Origin of the sequence: Streptomyces angustmyceticus (assembly GCF_040701845.1) — a bacterium.
In the GTDB taxonomy this organism is placed as follows: domain Bacteria; phylum Actinomycetota; class Actinomycetes; order Streptomycetales; family Streptomycetaceae; genus Streptomyces; species Streptomyces angustmyceticus_A.
On the sequence record NZ_JBFBHQ010000011.1, the window covers coordinates 92,364 to 105,481 of the forward strand.

The 13,118-nt window shown below is 73.1% G+C and carries 13 protein-coding genes; 5 read left to right on the forward strand and 8 right to left on the reverse strand.

Annotated features, from left to right (window positions below; all coding sequences use genetic code 11):
• Positions 1-9: 9 nt before the first annotated feature.
• The 5 genes from AB0411_RS23120 to AB0411_RS23140 all read right to left on the reverse strand — a co-directional run bounded on the left by AB0411_RS23120 (position 10) and on the right by AB0411_RS23140 (position 4,916).
• Positions 10-654: a pentapeptide repeat-containing protein gene (locus tag AB0411_RS23120; protein ID WP_366419267.1), complete on the reverse strand. Its 645-nt coding sequence runs from the start codon at positions 652-654 to the stop codon at positions 10-12.
• A gap of 409 nt (positions 655-1,063) precedes the next feature.
• Positions 1,064-2,167 carry an aminopeptidase P family protein gene (locus tag AB0411_RS23125; protein ID WP_366419268.1) on the reverse strand — a complete coding sequence of 368 codons (1,104 nt, stop codon included), beginning with the start codon at positions 2,165-2,167 and terminating at the stop codon, positions 1,064-1,066.
• A 281-nt stretch (positions 2,168-2,448) separates the two neighbouring features.
• Positions 2,449-2,652 (reverse strand): ferredoxin, encoded by a 204-nt coding sequence (locus tag AB0411_RS23130; protein WP_366419179.1) that lies wholly within the window; start codon positions 2,650-2,652, stop codon positions 2,449-2,451.
• An 81-nt stretch (positions 2,653-2,733) separates the two neighbouring features.
• Complete coding sequence (locus tag AB0411_RS23135) at positions 2,734-4,104, reverse strand: cytochrome P450 (RefSeq protein ID WP_366419180.1); 1,371 nt, start codon at positions 4,102-4,104, stop codon at positions 2,734-2,736.
• Positions 4,101-4,916: a DUF3159 domain-containing protein gene (locus tag AB0411_RS23140; RefSeq protein WP_366419181.1), complete on the reverse strand. Its 816-nt coding sequence runs from the start codon at positions 4,914-4,916 to the stop codon at positions 4,101-4,103. The genes AB0411_RS23135 and AB0411_RS23140 overlap by 4 nt, the downstream gene beginning before the upstream one ends.
• A gap of 253 nt (positions 4,917-5,169) precedes the next feature.
• Here AB0411_RS23140 and AB0411_RS23145 point away from each other — a divergent pair, with 253 nt between their 5' ends.
• The gene (locus tag AB0411_RS23145) at positions 5,170-5,898 is read left to right on the forward strand and encodes a response regulator transcription factor (RefSeq protein WP_366419182.1); all 729 of its coding nucleotides are present in this window, start codon (positions 5,170-5,172) and stop codon (positions 5,896-5,898) included.
• 1 nt (position 5,899) lies between these two features.
• Positions 5,900-7,333 carry a sensor histidine kinase gene (locus AB0411_RS23150; protein ID WP_366419183.1) on the forward strand — a complete coding sequence of 478 codons (1,434 nt, stop codon included), beginning with the start codon at positions 5,900-5,902 and terminating at the stop codon, positions 7,331-7,333.
• A 106-nt stretch (positions 7,334-7,439) separates the two neighbouring features.
• Here AB0411_RS23150 and AB0411_RS23155 read toward each other — a convergent pair whose 3' ends face one another.
• Positions 7,440-8,657 (reverse strand): aromatic acid exporter family protein, encoded by a 1,218-nt coding sequence (locus AB0411_RS23155; RefSeq protein WP_366419184.1) that lies wholly within the window; start codon positions 8,655-8,657, stop codon positions 7,440-7,442.
• Between the two features lie 292 nt (positions 8,658-8,949).
• Between AB0411_RS23155 and AB0411_RS23160 the strand changes: the two genes are divergently transcribed.
• Positions 8,950-10,167, forward strand: a complete 1,218-nt coding sequence (locus AB0411_RS23160) for a phospholipase D-like domain-containing protein (RefSeq protein ID WP_366419185.1) — start codon at positions 8,950-8,952, stop codon at positions 10,165-10,167.
• A gap of 87 nt (positions 10,168-10,254) precedes the next feature.
• Here AB0411_RS23160 and AB0411_RS23165 read toward each other — a convergent pair whose 3' ends face one another.
• Together AB0411_RS23165 and AB0411_RS23170 are read right to left on the reverse strand one after the other, a co-directional pair.
• Positions 10,255-10,953, reverse strand: a complete 699-nt coding sequence (locus AB0411_RS23165; RefSeq protein ID WP_366419186.1) for a restriction endonuclease — start codon at positions 10,951-10,953, stop codon at positions 10,255-10,257.
• A 111-nt stretch (positions 10,954-11,064) separates the two neighbouring features.
• Positions 11,065-12,279, reverse strand: coding sequence for a cation diffusion facilitator family transporter (locus AB0411_RS23170; protein ID WP_366419187.1), 1,215 nt, complete (start codon positions 12,277-12,279; stop codon positions 11,065-11,067).
• A 309-nt stretch (positions 12,280-12,588) separates the two neighbouring features.
• Between AB0411_RS23170 and AB0411_RS23175 the strand changes: the two genes are divergently transcribed.
• Together AB0411_RS23175 and AB0411_RS23180 are read left to right on the forward strand one after the other, a co-directional pair.
• Positions 12,589-12,816, forward strand: a complete 228-nt coding sequence (locus AB0411_RS23175; RefSeq protein ID WP_366419188.1) for a hypothetical protein — start codon at positions 12,589-12,591, stop codon at positions 12,814-12,816.
• 7 nt (positions 12,817-12,823) lie between these two features.
• Complete coding sequence (locus tag AB0411_RS23180; protein ID WP_366419189.1) at positions 12,824-13,045, forward strand: hypothetical protein; 222 nt, start codon at positions 12,824-12,826, stop codon at positions 13,043-13,045.
• Positions 13,046-13,118: the final 73 nt, after the last annotated feature.

Here is a 13,118-nt window from a genome sequence, read left to right on the forward strand (position 1 = left end):
GGCGGCGCCTCATTCCACCCGGACCCCTATCTGTGCCGCGAACGCCGGGGCCAGATCGAGCAGTTGGGACGTGCTGATCACCGCGCCCGACAGCCGGTCGATCCCCCGGGCGATATCCACCGCGGCCGCCCCCCGCAGGTCGACGTCCTTCATCCGCACCTCGGAGAGGTCCACCCGCGCCAGGGTGCAGTCGTCGAAGGTCACCCGCTCCAGCTCCGCGCCCGCGAAGTCCGCCTCGACCAGCACGCACCCCTCGAAGGCGACGTCCCGCAGCTTCGCCTTCCGCAGGTTCGGGAAGTCGATCTTCCCGCCGCGCACCACGACGCGCTCCAGTACCGCACCGTGCAGCTGGGTCCCGCCGAGCCGGGCGTCCGAGAGCTCCACGTCGCGCAGTGACGCCTGGGAGAGATCCGTGCCGACCCCGCGCACTCCGCTCAGCACGCTGTCGATGATCCGCGCCCGGCTGAGCACCGTCTCGTCGAGCGTGCAGCGCCGTACCGCGCAGTCCATGAAGCGGGCGCCGCGCGCCGACTGCCCGGCCCAGTCGGCGTCCGCGAACTCCAGCCCGTCGTAGTCCCCCTCGGTCTCCAGCTCGCCGCCGTCCCAGGGCGCCAGCTCCGGCAGGCACACCTCCGGCCGCCGCACCGCCCGCACCGTCCCCTTGCCGCGCTCCGCCACGCGGTCACCGCCTTCCCTGCCGTCCCGGCTGTCCCTGCCGTCCACGCTGTCCGTGCTGCCCGGTTGCCCGGCCGTCCGGCTGTCTGCCGTCCGTGCCGGTCAGCCGTGCCCGTCCACGCCTGCACAACCCATCGTGGACCACACCACTGACAGTGCGGCCTGACCTGCGGAAACACCGGGTTTCGGGGTGGTGGACCGGATGCCGCGGACCCCGTCTGCCGCAGCGGCGGCCACGGCCGGGGCGGGGCCTGGCAGAGCCCGGACCTGGCCGGGTCGGGCGGGGGCCTGGCCGGGTCGGGCGGGGCCTGGCCGGGTCGGGGGCGGGAAGCGACCGGCCCAGAACGCGACAGGCCGCCAGGCCCCCCGAACACCCCCGGCGAGCCCCCTACCGCACCACCGCCATTTCCCGCGCCGTCTCGTTCAGCCGACGTCCGCCCGATTCCGTGCAGGTCACGATGTCCTCGATGCGGACCCCGAACCGCCCCGGCAGATAGATTCCCGGCTCGATGGAGAAGCACATCCCCGGTACCAGCGGCAGGTGTTCGCCCTCCACCAGGTAGGGCGGTTCGTGCGTGGTGACCCCGATGCCGTGCCCGGTGCGGTGGATGAAGTACTCGCCGTACCCGGCCGCCTTGATGATCTTCCTGGCCACCCGGTCGACGTCCTGGCACGCGACGCCCGGCCGTACCGCCTCGAACGCCGCCTGCTGCGCCTCCCGCACGATGTCGTGCACCTTGCGCTCCTCGGCGCCCGGCTGCCCGACGTGCACGGTCCGCGAGGTGTCCGACCCGTACCCGTCCTTGAGGCCGCCGAAGTCGAGCACGACCATGTCGCCGTCCTCGATGACCCGCTCCCCGGCCTCGTGGTGCGGGTTCGCGCCGTTGGGGCCCGACCCGACGACCGTGAAGTCCACCTGGCTGTGCCCGTGCTCGATCAGCAGCCGCGCCAGGTCCGCCGCCACGTCGGACTCCCGCCGGCCGGCGAAGCGCACGCCCAGGATCTGCTCGTACGTGGCATCGGCTGCGGCGCCGGCCGCGGCCAGCCGCGCCACCTCATGGGCGTCCTTGACGGCGCGCAGCATCGGCAGCGTCTCCGACAGCGCGGTGTAGGCGGTCCCCGGCAGCGACCGCTGCAGCCCCAGCAGGTGCAGCGCCCATGTCCCGTCGGACACCCCGTAACGCCCTTGCGGGTCCACCCACTTGGCGACCTCCGCATACGGCTCCGAGCCGTCCGTCCAGCCCGCCACCTCCATCACGGGGGCCCCGGGCGAGCACTCCGCGTCCGGGTACTCCAATACGGGCACCAGCAGCCGCGAGCGCCGCCCCGGCTCGATCACCAGGGCGGTCAGCCGCTCGGTGTCCGCGGGCGGCCGGTAGCCGCACAGCCACACCAGATCCGGCCCCGGCGTCACGATCAGCCCGGCCAGCCCGGCATCGGCGGCGGCCCGGCCCGCCCGTTCCATCCGGCGCTCGTAGTCCTCATGCGTCATCGAAGTCACCATGCCGGTGAACTTACGCCCGTGCGTCCCTTCCGTCCCGTCAAAATCCCTCTCCCGTAGGCCCCTTCACCCCTCCAGTGCACCCCGCCCGCCACCTTTGCGGTGGGCTCCCGCCACCCTTTCGGCGGGCTCGCCCGGGACCTCGCCAGGGCCTCCCAGGCCCGTTCCAGGCCCCCCAGGGCCGCCGCAGCCCCCTTCAGGGCCTGCCCAAGGCCTGCCCAAGGCCTGCCCAAGGCCTGCCCAAGGCCTGCCCGCGGCCTCTTCCACGCCCCTCAGGTCCCGTCCCCCAGCACCTCGATGGCCAGCGCCGGGCAGCGCGCCGCGGCGTCCTCCACCGGGGAGTGCAGCGCGTCCGGCGGGCTCGCGTCGAGGAGCACGACGATGCCGTCGGCCTCCCGCTGGTCGAAGACCTCCGCGGCGGCCAGCACACACTGGCCGGCACCGACACACTTCTCCTCGTCGACGATGACCTTCATGGGGATGCCCCTTCTCGTGTGGATGTTCTTCTGCGGACGCTCTCGCGCCGATGCGGCGGCTGATGCCGGGCCAGCCGCCGCCTACCAGGTCACGGGCAGTTCGTGGACGCCGTAGATGAGCATGTCGTCGCGCATCGGCACCTTCTCCGCCGGGACGGCCAGCCGCAGGCCGGGGAACCGGTCGAGGAGGGCGGACAGGGCGGCCTTCATCTCCACCCGGGCCAGTTGCTGGCCGATGCACTGGTGGATGCCGTGCCCGAAGGCCAGGTGCGGGCTGTACGGCCGCCGCACGTCCAGCCGGTCGGGGTCGCCGGAGAACCGCGCGGCGTCACGGTTCCCCGAGGTCACCGAGGCGAGCACCGTGCTGCCGGCCCCGATCCGGTGGCCGCCCAGCTCCACGTCCTCCAGCGCCACCCGCCGCAGGCCGAACTGAATGATCGTCAAGTATCGGAGGAGCTCCTCGACGGCGTTGTCCATCAGCGAGGGGTCCGCGCGCAGCGCCGCCAACTGGCCGGGGTTGCCGAGCAGGCACATGGTGCCCAACGCGATCATGTTCGCCGTCGTCTCGTGCCCCGCGAGCAGCAACAGTGCCCCGACTCCCGCCACTTCCTCGTCCGTGAGCCTGCCGTCCTGCATCAGACCGCTGAGGATGTCGTCGGTGGGGGCGGCGCGCTTGGCGAGGGCCAGTTCGTGGATGTACCGGTGCATCGCCAGGTGGGCCCGCTGCGCCTCTTCCTGGGTCGCGTCGAGCCGGAGCATGGCGCTGGAGTCCCTCTGGAAGTCCGCACGGTCGGCGTACGGCACCCCGAGCAGCTCGCAGATCACCAGCGAGGGGACGGGCAGGGCGAAGTCCTGGACGAGGTCGGCCGGCTCCCCGGCGGACGCCATCGCGTCCAGTTGCTCGGCGACGATCCGCTCCACGGCCGGGGTCAGCTGCCGCATCCGGCGCACCGTGAACTGGCCGGTGAGCAGCCGGCGGATCCGGGTGTGCTCCGGCGGGTCCATCATGAGGAACATCCCCGGCGGAGGCGGCGGCAGCGGCGTGTCGGCGGGCGCGGGGGAACCGAGCCGCGCCGGCCGGCGGTTCGCGCCGAACCGCGGGTCGGCCAGTACCGCGCGTACGTCCTCGTGCCGGGTGACCAGCCAGCCGTTCGTACCGTCCGGGAAGGTCACCGGGGCGATCGGGTCCTGTTCGCGCAGCGTCCGGTACTCCTCCGGCGGGTCGAACGGGCAGGTCCGGGCGGTGGGCTGGGGCCTGGGCGCGGGCCGGGGGGCCTCGGTGGCGGGCCGGTTGTCGAGGGCGGGCCCGGCCCCGGTGGCGGGACAGGCGCCCGTAGTGGAATGGGGGCCGGTGCCGGCTCCGGCCTGGGTGTCGGTTGCGGTCCGGTCGCCGGTTCCGGTCCGGTCGCCGGTTCCGGTCCGGTCGCCGGTTGCGGGCTGGGTGTCGTTCATCGAACGGTCCTTTCCGTGACGGTCGTTTCCATGGGGCGGGGGGACGGATCGGCGCTCGTCCCGGCTCGCGCGGGGCGGGCGGCGGGGCAGCGGTGCGTACCGAGGGCGCGCCGGTGGACGCGCCAGCCCAGCAGTGCGCCGAGCCCGAAGACGAGCGGGCCGAAGACATCGACCGAACCGAGGGCGACGGCCTGGCCGGACAGGTACAGCGGGATCTGGACGGACAGCATCAGGACGTTTCCCGCGAGGAGCACCAGGCTGCCCCTGGCGAAGGCCCTGCGGCGCACCGCGCAGCGGCGCCATGCGGTCCCCTCGCCCGTGAACAGCCCCGCCATCACCCCCAGTGGCGGCCACCCGAGGAGGATCAGCACGGGCGCCGCCACGGCCGCCGCACAGTGCAGCAGCAGGTGCGGGAGGAAGAAGGTGGTCGCCTGTCCGGTGCGGGCGGCCAGCGCGCCCTGGACGCAGACGAAGCCGAGGACTCCCAGCGCGCGCCGCACCGACTCCCTGCGCGCCACCCGGTGGACGAAGACCCCGGCCCCGGCGGCGAGGGCGAGCGTCAGCGCGACGGCGAGCCGGTGCGTGAGCGCGAAGGTCAGGGTGAATCCGAAGACGGGCGCGAGGTCGATCACGGTGCCGCGCAGCCGGCTGCGCACGGCGGCCGGGACGGGATCCGCGTCGGCGGTATCCGCATCCCCGGCCTCCGCATCCCCGGCCTCCGCGTCACGGGCTTCGCGAGCGCCGGATTCCGCATCACGGGCCGCCGGTTCGCCGGCCTCCGCATCGACGACGCCCGGGGCGCCGGCTTCCACCTCTCCGGCCTCCGCAACGCCGGCTTCATGAACTGCGGCAGGATCCACGGGCTCTCCAGGCTTCTTCTCGACGGTCGGTGCTCGGTCCGGTGTCGTGGCTCAAGAGAAACCGGCCCCCCTGACCCGTCCCGGTCGGGAACCTGACCGTTGCCTGACGGCCGTTGCGGGCCCGGGACCGTCCGCCACCCCGGGGAACCGGTGTCCGAGGCCGCTCGTTGTGGTCGCAGACTCCATGACCCGATTGGTGCCTGCCATGTCCTCCGCCTCGCCGACGAGCGGCGCGCCGTTGCCCCGGGGAACCGGGCAACGGCTGCTCGTCGTGGACGACGACCCGCGGACCGCGGAACTGCTGGAGGCCACCCTGAGCCTCGCGGGCTACGCCGTGACGACGGCGGGCGGCGGCGCCGAGGCCCTGCGCGCGTACGAGACGAACCCCCCGGACCTGCTGGTGCTGGACGTCATGCTGCCCGACACGGACGGCTTCACGGTCTGCCGCCGGCTGGTCGGCCAGGGGGCGCGGCTGCCGGTGCTGTTCCTGACCGCGCGGGACTCCGTCGAGGACCGGGTGACGGGCTTCGCCATGGGCGCGGACGACTACCTCACCAAGCCGTTCAGCCTCCCCGAACTCCTCGCCAGGGTGCACGCCTTGCTGCGGCGGGCCGGCCGGTCCGCCGAGGAGGACCCGGTGCTGCGCTTCGCCGACCTGACCGTCGACGAGCGCAGCAGGCGGGTGCGGCGCGGGGACCGGCTGATCGCGCTGTCGCCGACCGAGTACGCGCTCCTGCGCTACCTGCTGGTCAACGCCGACCAGGTGATGTCGAAGGAACAGATCATGGACCACGTGTGGCAGCACCGCTTCGGTGCGGGCGTGGTCGAGAAGCTGGTGTCCCGGCTGCGGGCCAAGGTGGACGTCCACTCCCCCGCCCTGATCCACACGATGCGCGGTTTTGGCTACAGCCTGCGGCTCCCCGGAGGCGGCTGAGATGGCCGGCGCCCGGCGCGGCTCCCTGCGGGCCCGGCTGACGGCCGGGGTCGTCCTGCTCGCGGCCGGGGGCATGGTGGCCGTCAACGCGGTGTCGCTGATCGGGCTGCGCCTCAACCTCGTCGACGCCGCCGACGCCACGCTCGCCAAGGCCCGCACCACCGTGCAGCACCGGGTGCGCGGCCGCACCGCCCCGGTCGACGCGGCCCGCCTCGACTCCCTGGTTCCCGACGGCTTCTACGTCGCGCTGGTCGACGACCGCGGCCGGGTGGTCGCCCAGACCCCGGCGCGGGACCTCAGCGGCCGGCGCCGCGCCCGCCCCGACCTGCCGGCACCGGTCCCCGACGGGTTCGCCGGCCGGCCCCGCACCCTGCCGGCGCGGGGCGCGCCCGTCCCGCGCTACCGCACCCGCGGCTTCCGCCTCGCCCGGCCCGCCACGGTCCGGTCGGCGCCGGGCGCACCGCCCCGGCGCTTCGACCGGGTCGTGGTCGCCAAGAGCCTCCAGCCGGCGGACGACGTCGTGTACTGGCTGATCGGCGCCGATACCGCCGCCACCCTGGCCGCGCTCGGCGGCATCGTGCTGCTCAGCCGCGGCGTACTCGGCGTGGGTCTGCGGCCGTTGCGCGACATGGCCGCCACCGCGACGGCCGTGGCCGACGGCGACATCGACCAGCGCATCGAGGCCGCCGGCCACCACTCCGAAGTGGGCGAGGTCGCCACCGCCCTGAACCGGGCGTTCGACGAACGGCAGCGGTCCGAGGAACAACTACGGCAGTTCGTGGCCAACGCCTCGCACGAGCTGCGCACCCCGCTGACCACGATCCGCGGCTGGGCCCAACTCCATCTGCACGGCCTGGCCCAGGACCCCGCGCTCGTGGAACGGGCGATGCTGCGCATCGAGGGCGAGGCGGCCCGTATGCACGCCACGGTCGAGGAGTTGCTGCTGCTCGCCCGGCTCGACCAGGGCCGCCCGCTCGCCGACGCCCCGGTGAACCTCGGCGCGCTCGCCGACGACGCCGCCGGCGACGCCCGGGTCCGCGACCCCGGCAAGCCGGTCACCGTCGAGGTGCGGGGCGAGGTCTTCGCCTCCGGCGACGAGGACCGGCTCCGGCAGGTGGTGCAGAACCTCCTGGGCAACGCCCTGCGCCACACCCCACCGGGTACACCGATCTCCGTGGCGGCGCGCGCCCTGCCCGGCGGCACGGCGGAGCTGACGGTCTCCGACGAGGGCCCCGGCATGTCCCCCCGGACCGCGGCCCGCATCTTCGAACGCTTCTACCGCGGCGAGGAGTCCCGCACCCCGGCCACCGGCAGCACCGGCCTCGGCCTGAGCATCGTCAAGTCGATCACCGAGGCCCACGGCGGCACGGTCACCGTCCGCACCGCACCGGGCGAGGGCAGCACCTTCACCGTCAGGCTGCCCGCCGCGCGCTGAACGGGTGCGGCACACCGGCCCCGGCCGGCGGCCCGAAGAGCGGGGCGGCCCGGCCGGGCCGCCCCGCGCCCGTGTCCGCTTGCGCACCGAGGAACGCGACCGTGCGTCAGCCGTGCTCCTCGCCCTGATCGACGTAGCGCTGAAGCACATCGCAGGTGTGCTGGAACTCCTCCATCAGCCGGGTGGACTCGACGACCAGCACCCCGTACGGGAGCGCCGGGTCGGCGAGGGGCAGTTCGGCCCGCTCGGACTCCTCGGTCACCTGGCGGCACCGTCCCTGCGCGGTGTCCGCCAACCCGCACAGCTGCCGCGCCTGGTCGTGCAGGCGGTCCTCGTCGAGCGTGCCGAGGACCTGCGTGATGTCGCCGACGGCTTCCAGGAAGTCGGCGTAGCGCCCGATGAAGGACCGGTGGGCGGAGCTCTCCTCCCCCTCCCGCCACTTGTCCAGGCTCCGCGTGAGCGACGCCACCTGGTACGACGCCCGCTCCAGCGCCTCCAGCACCGCGCCGTACCCCTCGAAGGAGGTGCGACGGTCCTGGTACCGGCGCAAGAGCCGGCGCGGGTTGTAGTAGAGGCTCTCCCGTGCGGTGCGCAGACCGGACCTGGCCTGCGAGATCAGTTCCTCGGTCTGGCCGGCCCGGGTCCGCCAGTGCCGGCTGCGCTCCTCGTCGAGTGCGCCCTCCCGCAGCGCCGGATGCATGTCGCCGACCAGGTCGCACAGTTCATGGGCGAGCGTGCGGATGCCGTGCTCGGCACTGCGGTAGCGCATCGGCGGCACCACCGCGACATTCACGATCACGCCCACGCCGCAGCCGATCAGGACCAGCAGGATGATCTGCCCGAGCTGGGTGACCTTGTCGAGGCCCGAGGTGGCCGAGATGTACGTCGAGAAGGCGAAGAACGCCGCCGTGACGACCTGGGAGCCCTGGGAACCGAGCGCCGGCCACCGCCCGATGATCAGCGCGACCAGGGCCACCAGCACGAACGTCAACAGGTCCGGGCCGACCAGGAACCCCAGAGCGGCCTGCACCGCGACCCCGGTCACCACGGCGCCCACATAGCGCAGCGACTGCAGCAGCGACTGGTAGACGGTCACCTGCATGATCAGTACGGCGGAGAACGGTGCGAACGCCGGCGACTGGGCCTGCAGCAGGTCGTACGAGATCACCCAGGCCACCGTGGCGGCCAGGGTGCTCTTGCCGATCAGGAGCAGGGTGTCGCGCTCATGGCCCGACGTCCCCCACGCCCGCTGCCACCACTGGCGCACCCGTTGAAGCCGCCCCTGCTCCGCGGGCTGCTGCCGTCGCTCGTCATCCTCGGCCATCCACATGCTCCCTTCCGTCCCGGCCACGGCGTTCCATCGGCCGGGGCCGTCCAGGCCCGGTACCCGCCGATCCCCCCGGCATCCGCGCCACGGCCGGGTGTGTTCCGGCTGACACGGCGCGCGGGCGCCGGAGCGGGGGCCGGGGCCCGGGGCGACCGCGCCGCCGCCGAGGCGCGGAAGCGGCCGAGCGCCCTCCTTGTGGAACATGCCTGCCCTGTACAGTCGGCACGCCACGCCGCCCGGCCTGCCGGTTTCGCGGCATATATCACCCTCACGCGAAACGGTGACCGCCATGACCAGCACCCAGGACCGGACGCCACAAGGCGCCGGAGCCGAAGCGTCCGCCCCCTCGGCGGACGCCCGTATCCAGCGCCTGCGCCGCCGTCTGGAGCGGCTGATAGGCATCGCCGCGACCGAGGGCAACGCCCTGGTGCCGCTGCGGAACGGTGACGAGATCTTCCCGGCGATGCTGGAGGCCATCGGTGCCGCCCGGCACACCGTGGACCTGATGACCTTCGTGTACTGGCGCGGTGACATAGCCCGGCAGTTCGCCGAGGCCCTGTCCGAGCGGGCCCGTGCGGGGGTGCGGGTGCGCCTCCTCCTGGACGGCTTCGGCAGCCGGCTGATCGAGAAGGACCAGCTGGAGACGATGGAGCGGTCCGGTGTCCAGGTGACCTGGTTCCGCAGACCGCTCTCCCTCTCCCCGTTCAAGCAGAACCACCGCTGCCACCGCAAGGTGCTCGTCGTCGACGAGCAGACGGCGTTCACCGGCGGCGTGGGCATCGCCCAGGAATGGTGCGGCGACGCCCGCAACCCGAACGAATGGCGCGACACCCACGTCCAGGTCCGCGGCCCGGCGGTGGACGGCATCGCCGCGGCGTTCGCCCAGAACTGGGCGGAGTGCCACGAAGAGCTCTTCGACGCCCGGGACCGGTTCGTGGCGCACCGCCCGCAGGGCGACGCGATCGTGCAGGTGGTCCGCGGGTCGGCCAGTTTCGGGTGGCAGGACATGCAGACCCTGATCCGGGTCGTGCTGGAGTCCGCCGAGGAGCGGGTCCGCCTCGCCACCGCCTACTTCGCCCCCGACGCGTACTTCATCGAGCTGCTGTGCGCGGCCGCCCGGCGCGGGGTGCGGGTCGAGATCCTGCTGCCGGGGCCGTACACCGACAAGCGCGTCTGCCAGCTGGCCGGCCAGCAGCACTACGAGGCGCTGACGGCCTGCGGCGTCCGGATCTTCGAGTACCAGCCGACGATGATGCACGCCAAGGTCATCACCGCCGACGGGGTCGCCTCCCTGATCGGCTCCACCAACCTCAACCGGCGCTCCCTCGACCACGACGAAGAGGTCATGCTCGCCGTCCTGGACGAGGGCTTCACCGCCACGCTCGACCGCCACTTCGAGGAGGACCTCAGAGCCTGCGAGCGGATCGAGGCGGGCCGGTGGAAGAGCCGCGCGGTGCTGCAGCGGATCCGCGAGGCGGCCGTGGTGCCGATCCGGCGCTTCCTGTAAGGCCGGCGCCGTACGGCGGGGCGCCCAAAAGCGGCGACGGGCAACGGCGGCCGGGCCCGGCCGCCGGGCGACCCGGCCGCGCCGCGGCTACTCCCACGGTGCCGGCCCGGTGCCGGCTGCCCAGTCGCCGAGGTCCCGCTGGTCGAAGCAGAGGATGCCGCACGCTCCGGCGTACTCCACCGCCGGTTCGGTGAACTCACCGGTGGTGACGACGGCCGCGACCTCCGCTCCGTGCACGGCGAAACAGGTGCCGCCGAAGCGCTGCAGATCCTGCGAGCCGACCTTGTTGGTCTCCCCGTAGCGCTTGCACTGCAGCACGACATGGCGGCCGTCGGGCGCCACCGCCACCACGTCCGCGCCGAGGTCGTTCGCCCCGCCGACCACCTGGACGTCCCGACAGCCGTCGCGCTCGCACAGCCGGGCCACCGCCACCTCGAACTCATCGGCATCCATCCGCGCGAAGTCCTCGGCCCCCAGGGCCGGCTCGGGAGGGCACGCCACGGCACCGGCGCCGCAGTCCACGGGAACCGCACCGCCCACCGCCCCGCGGTCGTCGCTCCGTCGCCGGCCCCAGCGGACGAACGCCATCGTCGTCCCCAGCACCACGACGCCCACGATGAGGGCGGAGCCCGGGTGGGCGCTCGCCCCCTCGATGGCTTTCTTCAGGGTCATGCCCACTCCGGTGACACCGATGACGACCATCCCGAACGAGACCGTCAACTGCCGCAGACTGAAGGCCTGCCGCCGGCGGACCGGGGCACCTGAGGGGCGTATGGGGGTCACCATGGGCTGCCGACTCTCCAGAGGTAGACGAAGATCGTTTGAACCGTGTGCCCACAACTCGCCGACTCATCGCCCCGGCAACTCCCCTGCTGCACGGCGTCCGCCTGGCGACTGCTACACGGCGTCCGCCTGGCGACGCTCCTCGACCACGCCGTCCAACTCCTCCCGGGCGCGACGGGCCCGCACCCGGTCCGCCACCGAGGCGTCCGTGACATCGAGGAACAACTGCCCCAACTCCGGCCACTGCGACCGCAGGTCCCGCTTCGTCCGCACCAACGCCTCCTCGACCTCCTCGCTGTCGAGCCCCGCCACCAGGTCGACGCGCGCCGCCAGCATCACGGAGTCCGGCCCCAGCCGCATCGTCAGCGCCGCCGTGACGGCATCGACCTCCGGCCGGGCGTCCAGGAAGTCCCGGATCCGCTGCTGCATCTCCGGCGCCACGGCCTCCCCGATCAACTGCGCACGCGCACTCTTGCCGAGGACGTACGCCACATAGACCAGGAGGGCACCGATCAACAGCGAGGCCCACGCCTCGTAGACACCGTTCCCCGTGGCCATGTGAAGCGCCATACCGAGGATCGCGAGCAGCACCCCCACGCACGCCGTACTGTCCTCGGCCAGCACCGTGCGCAGCGTCGGATCGTCGTTCCTCCTGATCTCGCTCAGCGTGCTGCGCCCCCGGGCCTTCGCCTGCCCACGCACCTGCGACAGCGCCCGCAACAACGACGTCCCCTCCGCCAGCAACGCGACGACGAGAACAGCCAGGCCGACGGCGTATCCCCCCGCCGACTCCGACTCCTCCGACCGAAACGCCTCGATCCCCTGCACAAACGAGAAACAGCCGCCCGTCACGAAAATGCCCACAGCCGCCAGCAGCGACCAGAAAAACCGCTCCTTGCCGTACCCGAACGGATGGAGCGGATCCGCCGGCCGCTCACTCCGCCTGAGGGAGGCCAGCAAAAACACCTCATTGAGACTGTCCGCCACCGAATGCGCCGCCTCGGACAACAACGCAGGCGACCCGGCAATCCCCCCGCCCACCGCCTTGGCCACCGCAATCCCCAGATTCGCCCCCAACGCCACCCACACGGTCTTCCGGGTCTCACCGTCCTGCTCCTGAGATCCCTGCCGACCGGGCTGCGCCCCGTCGGAATCCCGGCCGCCGGATTCACGGTCACCGGACTCACGGTTACCGGCGCCCCGCTTGCCGGCCTCCTGCGCACCGGAGTCCCGCTCGCCGGAGACCTGCCCACCGGCCTTCTCCGGCCGGTCGGACTCCTGGCGTCCCGACCCGAGACCGACCGCATTCCCCGCCTGATCCCCACTCATCCCAGACCCACTCCGTTCCCACCGGGGCGCCCTGCGCATGCCCGGACGACACCGCGACGGAACCGCACCCGCCGTCCCCACGCCGGGTTCCCCACTTCGGGTCCCCCACGCCCCGGCGGGCGAGGAGGGCCAGGTGCGGCGCGGAATCCGCGCCACGACATCCGGCCCATAGCGCCCTTGAGGAGCCCTTCGCCAGGTGAAAACCTCAGACGCCTGCTTGGTGATCAACGGGGGAGTGTTTTCCCGTGGGTGTGGTGCTGCCTGGGTGGGCGGATGAGCCGCTGGACCTGATCGGCGTGTCGTGGCCCAATGCGGACGAGGACGGCCGACGGGCAGTTCGTGCGGCAGTGGCCCCCCGACTTCAACACCGCCGGCGCCGTCAAGCGCGGCGAGGTCGAAATGGGCCCCCTCGCCGTCGCGCTCACGGCAACCCGTGCCGCGGCCAACCTCGGCTCCGCGCCGACGCACCAGTCGTCGAGCTGCACGGCCCCGTCGACACCCCCGACCGACCAACACCACGACGGGTGCGGTTCTTGAGTACGAGGTGATCCTCGACCCCGGCGAGCGGCTCGTCGTCGACACGTTCGACGGCGCCGCCACGCTCCCGGACGGCTCCAGCCTGCTGACCACCGCGAGCGTCGGGTGCCGGCCCGAGCCTGCGTTCACCCTCGCCGCGGGCACCAACTGCCTGACGTACCGGGCTGCCCCGGATGCGCCGGCCGACCCGCGCGCCGCCGTTCTTCGGTGGTGCTCCGCGCACTGGTGACGTTGGTGGAGGGACGAGAGCGCACCTATTGCGCATCGGTCCCGCCTGCTGCCGATCCTCCTTGGCGAACAAC

Excerpts from the sequence above, each read along its gene's own strand:
- AB0411_RS23125 (WP_366419268.1), bottom strand. The coding sequence starts at position 2,167 with ATGACGCATGAGGACTACGAGCGCCGGATGGAACGGGCGGGCCGGGCC.
- AB0411_RS23130 (WP_366419179.1), bottom strand. The coding sequence starts at position 2,652 with ATGAAGGTCATCGTCGACGAGGAGAAGTGTGTCGGTGCCGGCCAGTGT.
- AB0411_RS23135 (WP_366419180.1), bottom strand. The coding sequence starts at position 4,104 with ATGAACGACACCCAGCCCGCAACCGGCGACCGGACCGGAACCGGCGAC.
- AB0411_RS23145 (WP_366419182.1), top strand. The coding sequence starts at position 5,170 with ATGTCCTCCGCCTCGCCGACGAGCGGCGCGCCGTTGCCCCGGGGAACC.
- AB0411_RS23150 (WP_366419183.1), top strand. The coding sequence starts at position 5,900 with ATGGCCGGCGCCCGGCGCGGCTCCCTGCGGGCCCGGCTGACGGCCGGG.
- AB0411_RS23155 (WP_366419184.1), bottom strand. The coding sequence starts at position 8,657 with ATGGCCGAGGATGACGAGCGACGGCAGCAGCCCGCGGAGCAGGGGCGG.
- AB0411_RS23160 (WP_366419185.1), top strand. The coding sequence starts at position 8,950 with ATGACCAGCACCCAGGACCGGACGCCACAAGGCGCCGGAGCCGAAGCG.
- AB0411_RS23165 (WP_366419186.1), bottom strand. The coding sequence starts at position 10,953 with ATGGTGACCCCCATACGCCCCTCAGGTGCCCCGGTCCGCCGGCGGCAG.
- AB0411_RS23170 (WP_366419187.1), bottom strand. The coding sequence starts at position 12,279 with ATGAGTGGGGATCAGGCGGGGAATGCGGTCGGTCTCGGGTCGGGACGC.
- AB0411_RS23175 (WP_366419188.1), top strand. The coding sequence starts at position 12,589 with ATGCGGACGAGGACGGCCGACGGGCAGTTCGTGCGGCAGTGGCCCCCC.